A 17951-nucleotide genomic window follows, 5' to 3' on the forward strand; every position below is an offset into this window, starting at 1 on the left:
GAAGGTAAGCTATGATAGGTATTTCTCAAATACAATTTCCTTCAAAGGATTCTAGTAAGCTAAAATTTGTTAGCTACTTTGGAGCTTTTGTCTCGTTAAGCATTATCACTAATCCTGTTAATGTTCTTTTTTCTTTTGGTACTATGTTCTTCAGGTCTGAAATTAAAACTCTTTATATCTACAAAGAAATAAAAACGGCAAAACAGCAAAAAATGAGCAAAAGGGAATATTGGGAAATATTTTTTAAAAACAATACAATCAAGGTAGCAGCCTTCCTCTTGTTTTCTGCTTTCATAACATATCTAACTTTCACTACCACTTTCTTGCTTATTTCGTTACTGGGAACTATACCACTTACAATGCTATTAATTTTATTGCAGAGTGAACTAAGGCCAAAAGATTTTAACCCATTTACGCTGCTTAAAGCTTCTATAAATTTCTTTTTGGAAGGTATAAAAGAGAATTTACGTGGTATGGTTAATAGTTTTGATGTTAAGCTTGAACATTTACTGCCCCATCAATTAAATGATGATATCATTAAAAATATTGATAAATTAAAAGGTAAGTATAGTGAACAAGTACCTGAAGACGTAATCAAAAATGATGAATATATTCAATTCATTGGATATATAAACAATTCATATGAGTTTAGTGATGAGGATAAAGGAAGAGTAATTGCATTTTTAGATGACTTTTGCAAAGATGATCAAAAGCATAGCTCCGGCTTTACAGGTGGGCAGGTTCTGCTTTTAGTTTTAAGGGCTTGCAATGATGGAGACGGAGAAGCCGTTAAGAGTAAAAAGGATGCATTGATTTCTAATTTAATTGATAGCCAAACTTTCTCTAGAAAAGAGCGAATTCCTAACACTTGCTTCACCGGTATTATCTATAGAATGTTAAGCACGCTAGGGGGTATTCATCCTGATCCAGAAATTAGATTTACTCCCCCAAGGGAAATGTTGCTCTCAGAAGCACAAAATAAAGCACGTGAGTTTATGTTAGACAGGTTAAAAAACAAGAAAAACAATAAAGAAATTCTTAAGGCTTGGTATGACGTTCAAAATGGTTATGAAGACGATGAAAGTCAAAAAATAGTTGATGATTTTATTTCAGAAGTAAGTATTCCTTTAATGAGAAAATTATTGAGTATTACTTCTCAATATAGTGAACAAATTGTGCTGACGTTAATGAAAAATATTAGCTCTATAAAGTTAAATAAATTACAATGTTGTGAGCTGGTTCAGCACATGAGAAATAAACTGCAGGAGCATGATTTAGATGACCAAGAAAGTTTACTCGAAAACATCGGAAAAAAAGTATTCTTAGAGCTATTAAATCGAGATCTACTCGAGACAGATTTTTCTCTCAAGGATTCATCTTTGGATGGAGCTAAGAGAATAGCTAATAAGATAATAGAAGAAGAAGTAGCAGAATTTAAATTAAAGGCTGAGAAGACTATTGAAGGTCAGATAATTAGCATGTTAGATGGGTTAAGAATGCTCCCAAGAGAAAAAAGATGTTATAGGGTATATGTAGAACTCAGTAAAAATAACGAAAATGATAAGGAAAAAATAAAGAAAATTTTGCAAGAAAGGTTAAAAGTAACAAAAGCAGCAATGGATGAAATGTTAAAAAAAGGAGCTTCACATAAGCTAGAGTTAGAAATTGAAAGTGTATATGAAGGAAATAAAGATCACGTTACTCAACTTTATGAAAAAATAAGAGAAACAAAAAAGGAATTCATTGAAGATGGTCTTTTAACACCTCAAGAAGTAGAGAATATAACAAAAGCAAAAATCATAGACTTAAACAAAGAGGACAAAATCATACCGTCAAGCAATTTGTCTCGTAGTTTAAGTGTCAATAATTTGGCAGTACATTATCTATAAAATTTATACTCTTTACCTTGCAGAAGATTCACAATATTTCTGTGGTGTTTTAGGAAGACCAGTGCTCCTATAATTAGTAATGTTAAGAACAAATTCCTCTGAAAAAAAAAGGACCATGCTACAGCCGTTGAAGTAGCACTGAGTGAAGCAAGGGAAGAGTATCTAAAGGCAAGAAAGACTATTATCCAAATTATTACGAATACTAAAGTAATATCGATGTTAAATGCTATCAGTATCCCTAGAGTGGTTGCAACGCCCTTTCCTCCACTGAATTTTAGCCAAATAGGAAACATGTGTCCTAAAACTGCTAAAATTGCAGATACATATATATAAAAATCGTTATTATCACAAAATTGTTGTGCTATATAAACGGCAATAAATCCCTTAAAGGAATCCAGAAATAATGCCAAAGCAGCAAGAAATTTATTTCCCGTCCTTGCAACGTTTGTAGCACCAATGTTTCCTGAACCTACTTCTCTTAAGTTTATCCCTTTTATTCTTGTAATGATTAAGCTAAACGGTATTGAACCGAGTATGTAGGACAGTATAAGGACTACATACTTTTCCATTATACCAAGAACCTAATTAATTTTATTATTCCTCAGCCTTTTTAGGTAGCACTGAACTTCATCGTTAATCTGATTACTAAACAGTATAAGCGCTGTCATGTTGATGAGAGCTAAACAAGAGAATAAAGTTCCACCGATATTGGCAATAGCCATTATATCTTTAGAAAGACCAGAGAAAAACGCCACAATTATTACCGCTATGCGGTATATCACTATACTTTTTGCACCGAATAAATATAGCCACCCCATTTCACAACAATATACAAACGAAATTACTGAAGAAAATGCAAACAAAGGAGCAGCTACTGTTAGAAGGATAGGAAACCATGGAGAAACTGTCTCAAATGCTTTGTGAGTAATTAATATTCCCTCACCAACACCTGTTTGGTATGCACCTGTTATTACTATTGTTATTCCTGTTAAACAGCAAATTAACATTGTGTCAAAGCATGGTTCTATCATAGCGACTAGTCCAGTTCTTACTGGTTCTTCATCTTTAGTTGTTGCATGAGTAATTGAAGCAGAACCAACACCTGCTTCGCTGGCAAAGATTGCCCTTTGAATTCCAGCAACAAATGCTCCTACCATCCCTCCGCCAACAGCATTGAAATCTATCATAGTGGAAAATAATATTTTCAACGTATAACCAAGGTTATGAATATTAAATGCAATAATAATAATACAACTAAAGATATATATAAGTGACATAATAGGCACTAGTGCAGAAGATACTCTAGCTATCCTTTTAATTCCGCCAATAATCACTAGAGCAAGCAGCGCAGAAATTATGGAAGAAAGAAACCAAGAGTGACCATCTACCCAACTTGAATAGCCAGATAATATTGAAACCATTTGGTTGGTTTGAAACGCTACACTTCCACCAAGACCTGATAATACAAAGAATACTGCATACATGGCAGCCAGCACAATACCAAGTTTTTTAAATCCAAATTCCTCCAGACCATTCCTTATATACTGAAAGGGACCACTAAACAATTGGTCCTGATCTTCTGTTCTATGTCTAAACGCCAACGTTACCTCAGCAAATTTTGCTGACATACCAAAAAAACCTGTAATCATCATCCAAGGCACCGCTCCTGGTCCACCCATTGAAACTGCAATTGCGACTCCAGCAACAGTTCCAAGGCCTACTGTGCTTGAAAGTGCAGTCATAAATGCCTGAAAATGCGTAATATGACCATCATGGTGATTCGTGTCATATTTTCCACATAAAATAGCAAACGCATGCTTAAACATTCTTATGTTGAGAAATCCAAAACGTAATGTTAGAAACACATAACCAAAAACTAGTAGAAGGATTATAAATGGCACGTAAAGGATCTTGAAAAACAGTACTTCATTCATGAAGTTATTTATTCCATTCAACACAGCGTCATAACTTTCGTAAAAACCTGAAGCAGCGTACACATCATTAAACAATAGGCAAAATAACACCATACAAAGCAATCTATAAATCATGTTAATACCCTTTAGAATTGTAATAAGAATCTATTGTATTCAAAACTTCCCTTCTTAGTAGATATATTGCAACAGCATTTGGAATCATAAGGCACATAAACAAACTGTCACCTAGATAAGATATAAATTCTATATTCTTTGACATACAGCTGATATACACTGAAACCACTATAAGAATTTGGAACGGTATCAGTATTTTTTTACTACCAAATAAATACAGCAAAGCAACTTCACAGTAGTAACAATAAGCTATTATTGTGGAAAATGCAAAGGAAAACATCATTAGCGGAAAAACTAACTTGCTGAACAAGGGCAAAGCTGTTGAAAATATCGAACTAATTAGTGTAATATCACCCACGTTATCAGTGCTATGCATACCAGTGATAATTATCACAATACCAGTCAAAAATGAGATTAATATTGTGTCTATAAGTGGTGCAATCATTGCAACGCACCCAACTTTAATTGGATCTTCTTCTTTTACAGCTGAATGTGCTATAGCTGCTGTTCCGGTACCTGCTTCGTTAGCAAACACTGATCTTCTCACTCCGGCTATTAATCCGCTCAATACTCCGCTTCCTATAGCTGATTTATTGAAGATATCTTGGAATATTATGGATAGAGCATTCAGCAAATTACTTCCGTTTACATAAATTAAATATATACACATACCCACATATAGCACTATCATAATTGGTGCTAAGCTCGTTGAAACGAAAGCAATGCGCTTTATTCCTCCCAATATTACAATAAAGACAAGCAGGGATATAATAATGGATGCGTTGTATTCTAGGAGGTTATTTGATAGTGCTGCTATTTGATTTGCTTGAAATGGTATACCGCCCAAAATCATTGCAATAAGTAGCATAATCGCATAAGTGAAGGCAAGAAATCTACCAGTTTTTGCAAATCCAATTTTTGCAAGCCCGTACTTCATGTAATAAAAAGCCCCGCCAGTTGTATTTTCAGAGCGATAAGTAAATGCAAGCACCACCTCGGCAAACTTTATCGACATACCAAGTATTCCGGTAATTACCATCCAAAAAACTGCACTTGGGCCCCCTATTGTGATAGCTATTGCAACTCCTGATATTGTTCCAAGACCAACTGTTCCTGAAATTACTGTTGCAAACGCTTGAATATGAGTGATTATGCCATTGTTGCTGTTATTACACTTTAGATTGAATAGCGTCTGTATTCCATATTTAAGTAACCTAAAGTTAATGAATTTGAACTGGGCAGTACAAAAGATTCCAGTTGCAATTACCCAAATAATTATAAATGGAATGTTGAATATCTTTATATACAGAAATGAATTTAATAGTTCACTTATCTTCAAAATCATGCAGTTTTCTATTTTTTGTTAGCTAACGAGTTTTATATGTAAAATATATGTAAAACCCGATGCTTATTGGAATAGTAAGTGTATACACTATACCTAAAATTGGTAGAGTCATCCAGGGCTTACTGATGAAAAATACAATAAGTACTCCAAAAAATGACACAAATATATAGGATAGACTTTTGGGAATATAAATATATTTTGCAGAGAAAGTTGGAATGTGACTTATCGAAAAAAATGAAATGGCCAGAAAGTAACAAGCTACGTTTCTTGTGTTAAAAAATCGCTCTATGAGAAGTAAGTATTCACTCTCATGAGATTGAAAGGTAATAATTATTGGTAACAAAGAAAGTAAAGCACACACTGGAGCTGGAACACCAGAAAAGAAAAATTTTTCCCAGTATGGTTGTTCTGAGTGTAGCGAAACATTAAATCTTGCAAGTCTTATTGATATGCAGATTACGTATATCATTACTAAAATCCAACCTATGACTTTGATTTCGTTTAGCTTCCAAAAATACAAAAGAAATGCAGGCGCTGCACCAAAATTTAGAAAATCTGCAAAAGAATCAAGCTGGGCTCCAAAATCGCTAGTTGATTTTAGAATTCTAGCTATTCTGCCATCCATTCCATCTATTATTGCTGCAATGATGATAAAAATTACTGAGAATTCCCATTGTTCATTAAATGTAAATTTAAGTGAAGTGAGACCAGAACATAAACCCAATAAAGTTATAAAGTTTGGGAATAATTTAGTAATAGGTAAGAATCTACTGTTACTTCCATCGTTATTCATATAACGTCAAAAGTAAGCTTCTCTTGAACGTTTTCCTTATTTAAGTTTGCTATAATTGTTTCACCACCAATAACAGTTTGCCCTTCTGAAACTCTGACTTCTGTATCAGCAGGAACATAGATATTCACTCTACTGCCAAACCTTATAATTCCAAACCTTTCACCTGCTTTTACGTTCTGGGATATTCCTAAATTACAAACGATACGACGTGCAATTAATCCAGCTATTTGCTCCACAATAATTTCTTTCCCCTTTTCGTATTCAATTACAATAACCTGCTTTTCATTTTCATTACTAGACCTATTGCTCATTGCGGATACAAACTTGCCTTTTTTATAACTCATTTCCTTTATCGTACCAGATATTGGTATACGGTTCACATGGACGTTCAAAACACTTAAAAATATGCTAACAAGCGTAAACTTCTTCTCCTCTCCGTTTTCTGCTGATAAAGGATAATTAACTTCTTCAATTTTTGAAATCACACCATCAGCAGGACTTAATATAAGATTCTTATTGTTTGGCACAGCTCTTGCTGGATCACGAAAGAAATAAGTACACAATAATGTCGGAAACAAGCACGTAACGCCAAACCCCCAAGATATAGAGAATGCTATACACGTTACTATAAAGGAAACTACTATAAATGAATAACCTTCCCTGTTTATATTAGGTAAACCAAAACACATAATCTTATTAACAATAACCTATTGTTAACAATTTATCATTTATAATTTCTCATGAAAAGCTTTTTTTAACTGCTTCAGCAAAGTCTTTTTGATACAAGGTAACATTACAGATTGTTATATTAGCACATAGAATTACCGTCATACTGTAACAACCCGTCCAACACAAAATCTAATGCCTAAGTTTAGATCAGAAAACTGATTCTTCTAAAAGTTGCTCACTATCCTCGTCTATTATGATAGAATTATCATGATTTCTGAGTAAATCTCTGATTTTCGTTTCTATTTCATTTGCGACTTCTTTGTTTGTTTTTAGGTAAGTTTTTACATTCTCTCTTCCTTGCCCAAGACGTGTGTTGTTATATGAATAGTAAGCGCCTGCTTTTTCAAGCACACCAAGCTTTGCTCCCATATCTATTATTTCTCCGAGTTTTGATATACCTTCATTGTACATTATATCAAATTTCGCTTCTCTAAATGGAGGAGCAACTTTATTTTTTACAACTTTAACTCTTGTTTCATTACCTGTAATATTTTCTTTGTCTTTTATTACACCAACTTTTCTTATATCAAGCCTTACAGAAGTATAGAATTTTAATGCATTTCCACCCGTGGTAGTTTCAGGATTTCCATACACTACTCCTATTTTCATACGAATTTGATTAATAAATATCAATATACAGTTCGCTTTTGAAACGGCAGAGGTTAGTTTCCGTAGCCCATGACTTAGAAGCCTTGCTTGCAGCCCCATATGTTGATCACCCATATCACCTTCAATTTCAGCTCTTGGAGTTAATGCTGCGACAGAGTCAATAACTATCACATCAACTGCACCAGAACACACTAAATACTCAACAATATGCAACGCCTGCTCTCCAGTGTCTGGTTGTGAAATCACTAAATCATCAGTGCTTACCCCAAGTTTACGAGCATATAAGACATCCAATGCATGTTCTGCATCGATAAATGCGCATGATCCTCCTTTTTTTTGTGCTTCAGCAATCACGTGCAAGACAAGAGTGGTTTTACCAGAACTCTCGGGGCCAAATATTTCAATTATACGCCCTTTTGGCAGACCTCCAACACCTAGAGCCGAATCAAGCGCAATTGATCCTGTGGATATTGTGTCTATTTTTTCTACAGGGTTTTGCTTCAACTTCATTATTGCACCTTTACCAAATGCTTTTTCAATCTGGCTTATTGCGTTATCTAGCGCTTTTTGTTTATCACTATTTCTTTCTTCTGGGTTACTTGCCATAGATCATTTATTAATTTATATAATTCTCTATGATAATCAAACGCGAATAACCTGCCAAGGTTTTTCTAGTATTTATGTATTATTTCAATGAAAAATATTAACGTTTTCATAAAGCAGATATTTGTTTGCCTTCGTTAGTAACACACTATACTTTAGTGTACGAACGTTGCAATTTGCAGCATAGCAGGTGGTGTCATCCAAGTAGCCAACACTGAAATGACTAAATTCGAAATGGCTACATGAATTTATTGTAAATTACTACCGTATAAGGTGCGATGCAACAAAGCCATTCCAGTGTCAGCTACTTGAATGACACCTCTTAGATGGGTCAGCTACTCAGATCTGCCATGAAAACTGCAACCCTAAATGTTGGAGCACTGTCGTACACTAAGCGCTGTAATGACAATTTTAGTCGCTTCATACACTTATCATGCTAGTCATAACAGAAATAATTTTTACCAAAGATATTTATGAAATAATTGACATAGTTTGGAAATATGTATATTATAGAACATTAATAGTTAGTTAATTTGTAGGTGTAATGTGGCTAGAAATGTTTTGAATGAAAATGAGTACCACGCTTTAAAGCAGTTGTTTTTAACATTTAATATTCAAAAGGAGGATGTGGTAAATTCTGACATTAAGAATATTAAGAAAAAGCTTAGTCAACAATACCGTAAATTATCGTTAAAATATCACTCAGATAAAAACCCAAACAATAAAGAAGCGGAGGAGAAATTTAAGGTTATTGCATTAAATAAGCCATTTTTTGAAGAATTTATAATAGAGCCATTGGAGAAAGGTCTCAATAAAAGAAATAATTTAATAAAAGAATTACGCGGTAAGTTGTGGAGTCGCAGTTATGAAGAATTGCAAAAATACTTAGATGATAAGTGCAGAAATAAACTCTATAATAAGCAGCAGTCAATTAACAATAATGTAACTGCTTATGTAAAATATTCTTCTTATTCAAATCTCTTAGGAGTTCTTTTAGTATCCTTCACATCAATTGCATTTTTAATAATTAATGGTATTTCTTCTAATGTACCAATAGCAGTAGGTTTTCTTGCTCCCTTGTTAGCAGGATCTATTTTAAATCTAGCTGTTAAGAGCATTTATACTAGAAATGGGAAAGAGTTTAATCATCAGACTAATATTTTATTATTGTTTAACTTTGACCAAGAATGCGAAAATTTTTCAAAGAGTGATAGGACTAAATTAAAGTGGCTAAAAAATTCAGTTATTTTGAGCAACACAATCTGTACATCTTTAATGTTTTTCGGTATGGGATTAGATTTAGTTGCCAACGGCTTTGGTATAACTAACTCTATGATGTTATCCGGCTTATTACTTTCATTACCATTCACGCTTTTAATTGTTACTTCACCTATTTTAAATGCTGCAAGTAATTATATTCTCAAAAAGACAGCTATAAATTCAATTGAGGAGCAATTTAAAGGTGATGATCAGTTTATAGAAGTCGATAACGAAAAGCCAAGCAGTATAGCTCTTTCCACAGAAGTCCGGATATGATAAGATTAAGGATAGATGGCGATAAGGAGGTTGGATGCCGGCAGCATATAGTTATGATTTAAGAAAAAAAGCAATGGAAGCACTAGACGAAGGGGAAAGCAGAGAAGCAGTGGCAGCAAGATTTAAAATTGGACGAACTACTTTGTGGGAGTGGCAGCAAAGAAAAAAAGAAACAGGCGACTTTCAGTCAAAAAAACTCGGTAATGGAGGTTACAATCAGAAAATTATCGACTGGAATAAGTTTATCGAATTTGCTAAAAAACACGGTAGAAAAACTCTGTCGGAAATGGCTAAACTTTGGGGCAACGTTAGTATCCAAACGATCCACCGAGCTCTCAGAAAAATTGGATTTACGCGCAAAAAAAGACATATGGATACAAGGAAAGGAACGAAGAAAAACGTGCTGAATTCTTAAAAATTATAGCAACAAAAGAACCAGAAAACTTAGTGTATATAGATGAGTCTGGGATTGATAACACGGAGGACTATCCATATGGGTATTGCCAGAAAGGACAGCGATTTTATGCCCTAAAATCTGGAAAAAAAACTCAACGAATCAGCATGGTTGCAGCCTTAAGTAGAAGAAAGATAGTTGCTCCATTAACATTTGAAGGCCACTGTAATATGGATATTTTTAATGGATGGTTTGAGCAATTTTTGGCACCGATCTTAGAACCTGGACAAACTGTCATTCTTGATAATGCTACTTTTCATAAGTCTGATAAGCTTATCAAGCTCGCTAAAGGAGTCGGTGCAGAAATTTTGTATCTGCCGCCTTATTCTCCAGATTTTAACAAAATTGAGCATCATTGGTTTGCTATAAAAAACAGAGCCAGGAAAAACATTCCTCTATTCGAATCCTTTCGTCGTGCTGTTGATTCTGCCTTCCTATGACCTATTCGGACTATTATGAGAAATGCTATACTATGAGCAATCAAAGTTATTTCCCCATCGGTCAGTTAATATCATCAAAGTTAGCTATTCTCCATAGCGAAGTCTCTAGCTAGGAACAATGAGCCACAGATTAGTATGGTTTTGACGTTTTGGGTAGAGGCTTTTAATATGTGATTTGATATTGCATCGCCAATTGATTCACATTCAACTGCTTTTATTCCTATGTTATTGGCTTTTTCCCTAATCAAATTTGTATTTGTTGCTTTAGGTTCAGACTTAACACAAACCGCACATAGTAGCTTGATATATGGCTTTAAGTGCTCTAAGAACTCTTCCACATTTCTGTTACTAGTAACACCAAAAACCATATAAATACCTTCAGCAAAATTATCTTTTACCCACTGAGATAGTACTCTAGCACCATCATTATTGTGTGCACCATCTAAAAATAATTGCCAATCTTTCGGTAGTAGGAAAATTAAATTACCTTCTTTTATAGACTCTAGCCGTGCAGGCCAATAAGTGCACTGTAAACCTGAAGTGATATCCTCTTCTCCAATATCAAATTCATACTTTCCACTTAAAATACTACATGCTGCAATAGCATTGCCTGCATTAATCACCTGATGATCACCCTTTAAAGATGGCAAAGGAAATTCTATTGATTGAATAGCTGATTGAAAAACCATTTTGTTGTTCTTTTTTTTGCAATTCCATTCAAGACCTCCTCTATACAAGGGAGATTTCTTATTTATTGCGTGGTGTTCTAGCGTGTTCACTATAGATTTTTCTTGCGGTGCTATTACGCAAGGAACATTAGGTTTCATTATTCCAGCCTTTTCACCTGCTATAATTTCTACAGTAGGGCCAAGATATTCCGTATGATCAAGTGCAATGGAAGTAATTATTGTTAAAATCGGATTATCTATAACATTTGTTGCATCAAGCCTTCCACCCATACCCACTTCAACTAAAGTTATATCGGCTTTATGACGAGAAAAAGCTAAAAAAGCTGCAATAGTTGCAGCTTCAAACAGAGTGATAGGTTGTTCTGCAATTACTGCACGACATTCTTCTAATAAGCTATATAATTCATTATCGTCGATATAGCTGCCGGCTATCACTATCCTCTCATTAAAACTCACTAAATGTGGAGAAGTGTATGCGTGTACCTTATACCCTGCTGCTTGCATTATATATCTTATAAATGCTAGTGTTGAGCCTTTCCCATTAGTTCCAGCTATATGAATTACGGGAGGCACTTTTTTCTCGGGGTTATCTAGTTTGCTAAGAAAGCCTTTTATGCGATCAAGAGAAAAATCATTCGGCCTGCTACCAAGTGGCTTAGGCCAATGAGGCATATATATCATGGATTGTTATTGCATTTTAATTCAGCTATAACGCTTGCTATGCCATGCGTGTCGATTTTTTCACTAAATTGATAACGTTGATTAATAGCAATACTTATTCCACTCATTACAACATCACTTATCAAGAAAGAACTGTTATTTTTAGTAACTTTAAAATCAATATTTGTAAATTCTTCATCACCGTAAGAAAATCTTGTACCAATTAAGCAAGTTTCATCGTCAACTGCTTTTGTACTCATTATGATCATTTCACTATCATGCATGTATTTATATAAAATTTTAACGCACAAACGCGTAAGATACACTTCATACTCTCTTAAAAAATCTTCTTTTTGTTTAACTAAAGCCCAATGTTTTCCTATGACGAATTGCGATATTCCTTTGAGGTTAACATTGTTTTGAATGACCTCCTGAAGCTTTTTTTGCACACATTCCCGGTTTTTTTTATTCTCCTTTGTAGATATACCATCCACTTGTTGCTTCATAGTATGCACAAAAATTTTGTGATCTGTACAATTAGTGTAAGCACTTGAAGAAATTACAATAAAAACAATGATAGTTAAAACTTTAGTAATGTTCATAAGATATATTTATTAGCTATGATACTTAGAATGCAAAGTTTAATAAAGATTAAATAATAATCGCTAGCTTTAATATATCTATAGACACACCTTGTATAAATCATCTACAATTAATTAAGGGTCTGTTCTATGCGTTATGAGTTAAGTTAAATTTCCCGAGCGATAATTTCTAGTCAAGGGAATTGCCTCTGTTAATTTCGTTGAAATTGATACGCGATGCCCACCTTAACTTTAGTCTCAGGAATCTACTAAGGCTGACGGTAGATACGGATCCTATTTTGATTGGTTTAACATTTATGCTTCATCAATACAAAGAACAGGGTGTTTTCCTATGTTTGCCTAATGAAGTATTCCAAATTGTAATTGATGTTGAAAGGTATCCTGATTTTGTTCCTTGGTGCAAAGCCGTTTATATAAAAGAAAAAATTAACAACCAAATGGTTGTGGATCTCCTCGCAGCTTTTCATGGAATTAAAGGTAGATATACATCAGAAGTTACTTCTCTTTCTCCAAGTGGAACAAATGAAGGTTGGATAAAAGCTGTATCATCAAATGGAATATTTAAACATCTATACAATGAATGGCAATTCATTCCCATAGATGAAAATAAAACTATGGTAAAGTTTTATATAGAGTTTAAGTTTAAGTCCAACTCATTTTCCACTTTATTAAACTCAGTATATAAGTATACACAAAGTAAAATAATTGCTGCATTTAAAGATAGGGCTGAAAGCCTTGCTAAACAAAAGTTATCTTGACATTATTAATATAAATGTATAATTTTTTTTAGTAAGTTAAGTGTTTATATTGTAATGATTTTTAGACTATTGTTTTTATTAATTTTCATAAGTGTTAATTCTTATGCAGTTGTTAAGCAAGATTTATCCGATAACCAATACATTCAAAAAAAACCCAATGAAATAACATCAAATGAGCTATTATCGCCATTACCTAATGATAAATTATTAGGAGATCCAAAAGCACCAATTCTAATGATAGAATATGCTTCATTAACTTGTTATCACTGCTCTCTTTTTCATAGGAATGTTTTTCCTAAAATTAAAGAGAAATATATAGACACAGGTAAGATGTTATATATATTTCGTCATTTTCCTTTGGATTACAGAGGGCTAAAGGCTGCAATGCTAAGTCATTGCTACGAAAAACAAGAAGACTACTTTAATTTTAACAAAGCTGTTTTTAACTCAATAGATTCGTGGAATTACTACAATTTAAGTGATTTGACTTTACTACAAAGAATTGCTGCACTAAGCAACTTAAAGCAAGATGCATTTAACCAATGCATTAATGATAAGAAAATAATGGATAAAATCGTAAATGATAAATCACTGGCAATTAATAAACTTGGTATCACAGCCACTCCAATATTTTTCATCAAGCTTAACGATGATAAATCATATATAGAGCATAATAAAGTTAAACATGGAGGGTATAAAGAGCTGAAATATTTCACTAATGTGATAGATAAATTATATGGAAAAGCTATAGTGAAGTAATACCACTGTAGCTTACCATATAAAAGACTCTATGCTGAGTCATTGTTTTTCACTACTGTTTGTTGTTTTTTACGCTCAAACTCTCTTTTTTTACTGTGCCAAGTGTAGTAATACATAGCGATTTTATTCTCTATTAATACTATTGTCCCATCATAAAACTGAACCATATCCATAACTTTTCTCTGAGCTTCATCAAAACGTTCTTTATACTTTTCACGATAAGCTGGATTATGTAGTAACATAACCCCTTCATTCTTGTTAGATTTTTTGTTTAACGTTTCAACTTCACCAGCAATAGTATAAGACATATAACCCCCTCTAATTGATTATAAAAATTATATTTTAAAAAGAGAAATGCGCATAAACAATCCCTTTAATTCTAGCATAATAATCGACTGTTTATTATACTAGTTAACTATAGTACGATATATAATAATTTTTGTCACTTAAAATTTTATACTATGAAATAATAACTTAAAATAAATGTTTTTATTATTTTAAACTATATTATTATATTTATAAATTGTGTATGAATTAAGTCTCCCTAATTTATAATATATGCGTAATAATTTTAGTATAAAATTGTCATACATAAGAAATCTATTTGCAAAAGAATATAAAAAAATAGAAGAATATTGTATTCTTGAAAAAAAGCAACATATTCAAATTGGCCCTGAAGAAGGAAAGCTATTAAGTTTATTTATAAAAATCCAAAAAATCAAAAGTATTGTTGAGATTGGCACGTTATACGGTTACTCGTCGATTTGCATGGCAAAAGCTCTACTAAAAGACGGTCATATATATACAATAGAAAATAATCCTCAACACTCAAGAATAGCAAAAAAAAATTTTAGTGCTTTTAATCTAAGTGATAAAATTACTCTAATAGAAGGCGATGCACTGGAAAAAATTAATGAATTATCAGCAAAAGCACCATTTGACATGATATTTATTGATGCTGACAAAAGTAGTTATCCTAAGTATTTAGATTGGGCAGAGTCATACATTAAACAAGATGGGCTAATCGTTGCAGATAACACTCTACTGTTTAACACAGTATTTTTAGAATCGCCTCCAAAAGAAGTATCAGAAAAATCATGGCATGCCATGAGGGAGTTTAATAATAGATTATCAGATGAAAAAAAATATTTCTCTATATTGATTCCAACTGATGAAGGAATGACTGTAGCTTTAAAGCTAACATAAGTTAAAAATCAAGGTCAGCATAATGTTTAGGAGGGATTAAACCAGAAATCCTCTCTAATAATATCTCACGAAAACAAGGCTTTGATTTAACAATGGAGTACCATTCTTTTAAAATTTTACTTTTTTCCCATGGAAAACTACTTACATAATCCATTACGGAAATATGCGATGCTAAAGTAATATCAGCTAAAGTGAACTTATCAGTTGCAAGCCAAACGTTCTTGTTAATTAAGTGTTCGGTGTATTCCATATGGCAAGGCAGGTTATGCTGAGCTGCATGAAGAAATCTAGAGTCAGGGCTGCGGTTAGTAATTACTTTTTCATTCATAATATACTTAGTAACTTCATTGTAAAATTTGTTATCGAACCAATTGATTAGAGCGCGTATTTTAGACTTAATAATAGTGGATGAACCAAGTAATTTGACGTCGCTATTGTAAGTCTCTTCTATATATTCACAAATGGCATTACTATCCGCTATTACAAAGTTATTATCTATTAACACTGGTACTTGCCCGGTTGGATTGATCTCCATAAATTCATTCCGCTTTTCCCACGGATTTTCATACACTAGATCACAGCCTAATTTTTTTTCTTTTAGAAAAGCTCTAACTTTTCGTGAAAATGGACAAAGAGGAAAATGATATAAAATCATAATGTTCCTCTTTTGTTATACCAATATCCTTTTTTTGTTACTCTATGGCTTGACCTACAACTGTACGAACTTTCTTTGTAGTCCACAGAAGTTTGCGTAGCAGGTAGTGTCATGCAAGTAGCTGACACTGGAATCCAGTTCTTGTTATACAATTGCCTAGTGCGCTCATTTACAGTTAAGTTTTCTGGATCCAAGTAGTCAAGCACTGGGATGACATCCTTTTCGGTAAAAATTGCTCTTATATCACAACATTCATACAGCTGTATGCCTAGGCACTGGGATGACATAAATAAGCGCTGAAATGACATAAATAAACATTGGAGTGACAATCTTGTAGTGACTTGCATGACAACTAACTTTTTGTTTACTTCAAAATAGCACTGTAAAAAATTTAACATATCAAATTATAGAGCTAATATAGGATATACCTTGCTAAATAAAAAAAAAAGTATAATATTTTATAAGGTATGCAGGCAAAAACTCTGTAATTTGGTCAGATCAGAAATGAAGCAGCCATATCAGAACCTTTTTGGGTTGCATACCTATTTCATTATTTGTTTTATCCGAGGCTATGAATATAGCATTAAAACATCGTCCTAGTAGCTTCAAAGATCTAGTAGGTCAAGATATATTAGTGCGTGTATTAGAAAATGCTTTTATTTTAAACAAAATCCCACAATCTATACTGCTCTCTGGTAGTAGTGGAGTTGGTAAAACCACCACTGCAAGGATAATAGCTTTATGTTTGAATTGTTCCCTGGGGCCAATTTTTGAACCTTGCGGATCATGTGAAAATTGTCTAGCAATAAAAAATTCAAGCCATCCAGATGTAATTGAAATCGATGCAGCAAGTCACACTAGCATTGACGATATTAAAGTAATCCTGGGAGATATTTGCTATTCACCTATAAGCTCTAAATTCAAAGTCTACATTATAGATGAAGTACACATGCTATCTAGCAGTGCATTTAACGCATTACTTAAAACCCTAGAAGAGCCACCATCTAGTGTAAAGTTCATTTTAGCAACTACGGAAATAAAAAAGATACCAATAACTATTATTGCACGTTGTCAAAGATTTGATTTACACAACATTCCTGTAGCTAAAATAGTGGAACGTTTAAATGATGTTGCACAAAAAGAGAGTTATTCCATTGAAAAGGGAGCATTAGAATTAATTGCACGACACTCTGGAAATTCAATGCGTAACGCCTTGTTTTTGATGAATCAAGCAGTGCTATATAGCAAAGATGGTGCAATATCCACTAAAAATGTGACAGACATACTTGGCCTAGTGGATAAAGATATTATATTCGATCTATTAGGGGCAATATTAGAAGGTGATTTACAGAAAGCTCTATCAGTGTTTGACAAGGCGGTAAAAACAGCAAACCCACTTAGTATTTTTGAAGGTCTATTGCAAACAATTCAGTTAGTATGCCGTTTTTTGATTACAAAAGAGATTGATAATGCAGTTACAGAGCATGAAAAGAATAGGATAAAAGATTTAAGTATAAAGAGATCTTTAATATTTTTTTCGAGATTGTGGAAGATGTTGCTTAAAGGTATTCAAGATATAAAAACTTCAACATGCAACGATGTTGCTGCTGAAATGATGTTAATTAGCCTCTGTTATCTTTCTGATCTGCCTTCTCCGGAACAGGTGATCAAAAAAGTTCTTTCGCAGAATGTAGAGCAAGGAAATGGACAGGGCAGACCTGTTGCACCTTCCCCCTCTGTCATCCAAGTAGCTGACTACTCGGATCCAAAAAAATATGTGGAAAGTAAACAACAACCCCACTCTGTCATCCCAGTGCGTGACACTGGGATCCATGTGGAAAATAAACAACAAAATTACGATTTTGATAAGATTTTGCAACTATTAAGGCGAAGTAACCAAATTTATCTTTACAAACAACTGTGTAATAATCTACAATTAATAGATTGTAAACCTGGATATTTAAAATTAAAAGCTGTATCTAAGTTGGATAGTAATTTTTGCAATGATTTAAAAAATTACTTAAACCAGGTGACTCAGCAAGAGTGGGTTGTTGCAGTTGATACAGGTTATATAAACAGGGAAGTGAGTAATTTAAATTATGCACCTGCAGTTAAGGATATCCTTGACACGTTTAAAGGTGCAAAAGTAGTTAATATAGAAAATAAGGAGTAAGTT

General features: G+C 33.4%; 17 protein-coding genes, 2 other RNA genes and 1 pseudogene. 9 read left to right on the forward strand and 11 right to left on the reverse strand.

Translation table 11 applies throughout. From position 1 onward, the window contains the following. Positions 1 to 11 precede the first annotated feature (11 nt). Complete coding sequence (locus ABWU55_RS00060; protein WP_353286326.1) at positions 12 to 1889, forward strand: hypothetical protein; 1878 nt, start codon at positions 12 to 14, stop codon at positions 1887 to 1889. Here the strand turns inward: ABWU55_RS00060 and plsY are convergent. From plsY to recA, 6 genes are all read right to left on the reverse strand, one after another. Next, a complete protein-coding gene (gene plsY / locus ABWU55_RS00065) occupies positions 1880 to 2458 on the reverse strand; it encodes a glycerol-3-phosphate 1-O-acyltransferase PlsY (protein ID WP_010963004.1) in 579 nt (192 codons plus the stop codon). The two genes, ABWU55_RS00060 and plsY, sit on opposite strands and share 10 nt — an antisense overlap. Positions 2459 to 2470: 12 nt before the next feature. After that, positions 2471 to 3937, reverse strand: a complete 1467-nt coding sequence (locus ABWU55_RS00070; RefSeq protein WP_155969383.1) for an alanine/glycine:cation symporter family protein — start codon at positions 3935 to 3937, stop codon at positions 2471 to 2473. Between the two features lies 1 nt (position 3938). Further along, positions 3939 to 5282, reverse strand: coding sequence for an alanine/glycine:cation symporter family protein (locus ABWU55_RS00075; protein ID WP_038199325.1), 1344 nt, complete (start codon positions 5280 to 5282; stop codon positions 3939 to 3941). 22 nt (positions 5283 to 5304) lie between these two features. Next, positions 5305 to 6075, reverse strand: a complete 771-nt coding sequence (locus ABWU55_RS00080; protein ID WP_015589351.1) for a CDP-alcohol phosphatidyltransferase family protein — start codon at positions 6073 to 6075, stop codon at positions 5305 to 5307. Then, a complete protein-coding gene (locus tag ABWU55_RS00085) occupies positions 6072 to 6764 on the reverse strand; it encodes a phosphatidylserine decarboxylase (RefSeq protein ID WP_007548750.1) in 693 nt (230 codons plus the stop codon). Before ABWU55_RS00085 ends, ABWU55_RS00080 begins: the two co-directional genes overlap by 4 nt. Positions 6765 to 6951: 187 nt before the next feature. Further along, positions 6952 to 8019 (reverse strand): recombinase RecA, encoded by a 1068-nt coding sequence (gene recA, locus ABWU55_RS00090; RefSeq protein WP_353286327.1) that lies wholly within the window; start codon positions 8017 to 8019, stop codon positions 6952 to 6954. A gap of 624 nt (positions 8020 to 8643) precedes the next feature. Between recA and ABWU55_RS00095 the strand changes: the two genes are divergently transcribed. Beyond that, on the forward strand, positions 8644 to 9552 hold the full coding sequence (locus tag ABWU55_RS00095; protein ID WP_410530060.1) for a J domain-containing protein: 909 nt from the start codon (positions 8644 to 8646) through the stop codon (positions 9550 to 9552). A gap of 34 nt (positions 9553 to 9586) precedes the next feature. After that, a protein-coding gene (locus tag ABWU55_RS00100) for an IS630 family transposase (protein ID WP_156518142.1) occupies positions 9587 to 10446 on the forward strand; the annotation gives its coding sequence in 2 pieces (ribosomal slippage) (positions 9587 to 9911 and positions 9911 to 10446; 861 coding nt in all). An 80-nt stretch (positions 10447 to 10526) separates the two neighbouring features. Here the strand turns inward: ABWU55_RS00100 and ABWU55_RS00105 are convergent. Both ABWU55_RS00105 and ABWU55_RS00110 read right to left on the reverse strand, forming a co-directional pair. Beyond that, positions 10527 to 11816: a bifunctional folylpolyglutamate synthase/dihydrofolate synthase gene (locus ABWU55_RS00105; RefSeq protein WP_022626401.1), complete on the reverse strand. Its 1290-nt coding sequence runs from the start codon at positions 11814 to 11816 to the stop codon at positions 10527 to 10529. Then, a complete protein-coding gene (locus tag ABWU55_RS00110; RefSeq protein WP_317050406.1) occupies positions 11813 to 12397 on the reverse strand; it encodes an ABC transporter substrate-binding protein in 585 nt (194 codons plus the stop codon). Before ABWU55_RS00110 ends, ABWU55_RS00105 begins: the two co-directional genes overlap by 4 nt. Positions 12398 to 12513: 116 nt before the next feature. Here ABWU55_RS00110 and ssrS point away from each other — a divergent pair. From ssrS to ABWU55_RS00125, 3 genes are all read left to right on the forward strand, one after another. Further along, positions 12514 to 12674, forward strand: a non-coding RNA gene (gene ssrS / locus ABWU55_RS00115) — 6S RNA. Positions 12675 to 12693: 19 nt separating this feature from the next. After that, complete coding sequence (locus tag ABWU55_RS00120) at positions 12694 to 13155, forward strand: type II toxin-antitoxin system RatA family toxin (RefSeq protein WP_010963012.1); 462 nt, start codon at positions 12694 to 12696, stop codon at positions 13153 to 13155. Positions 13156 to 13209: 54 nt separating this feature from the next. Then, positions 13210 to 13914: a DsbA family protein gene (locus ABWU55_RS00125; protein ID WP_038199341.1), complete on the forward strand. Its 705-nt coding sequence runs from the start codon at positions 13210 to 13212 to the stop codon at positions 13912 to 13914. A 29-nt stretch (positions 13915 to 13943) separates the two neighbouring features. Here the strand turns inward: ABWU55_RS00125 and ABWU55_RS00130 are convergent, their stop codons facing one another. After that, a complete protein-coding gene (locus ABWU55_RS00130) occupies positions 13944 to 14222 on the reverse strand; it encodes a DUF2671 domain-containing protein (RefSeq protein ID WP_006279425.1) in 279 nt (92 codons plus the stop codon). Between the two features lie 250 nt (positions 14223 to 14472). On the opposite strand from ABWU55_RS00130, the gene ABWU55_RS00135 reads away from it, so the two are divergent. Next, positions 14473 to 15120: an O-methyltransferase gene (locus tag ABWU55_RS00135; RefSeq protein WP_010081993.1), complete on the forward strand. Its 648-nt coding sequence runs from the start codon at positions 14473 to 14475 to the stop codon at positions 15118 to 15120. A gap of 1 nt (position 15121) precedes the next feature. On the opposite strand, the gene ABWU55_RS00140 is transcribed toward ABWU55_RS00135, so the two are convergent. Next, positions 15122 to 15775, reverse strand: coding sequence for a glutathione S-transferase family protein (locus ABWU55_RS00140; RefSeq protein WP_010081992.1), 654 nt, complete (start codon positions 15773 to 15775; stop codon positions 15122 to 15124). 107 nt (positions 15776 to 15882) lie between these two features. Beyond that, positions 15883 to 15999, reverse strand: a pseudogene (locus tag ABWU55_RS07810) (WPE palindromic element domain-containing protein); the annotation flags it as partial. A 236-nt stretch (positions 16000 to 16235) separates the two neighbouring features. Here ABWU55_RS07810 and ffs point away from each other — a divergent pair. After that, an RNA gene (gene ffs / locus ABWU55_RS00150) (signal recognition particle sRNA small type) lies at positions 16236 to 16325 on the forward strand. Between the two features lie 21 nt (positions 16326 to 16346). Further along, entirely contained in the window at positions 16347 to 17948 is a 1602-nt protein-coding gene (gene dnaX / locus ABWU55_RS00155) for a DNA polymerase III subunit gamma/tau (RefSeq protein WP_353286329.1), read from the forward strand. Positions 17949 to 17951 lie beyond the last annotated feature (3 nt).

This window comes from Wolbachia endosymbiont (group A) of Crataerina pallida, from assembly GCF_964028475.1.
Classification (GTDB): domain Bacteria; phylum Pseudomonadota; class Alphaproteobacteria; order Rickettsiales; family Anaplasmataceae; genus Wolbachia; species Wolbachia pipientis.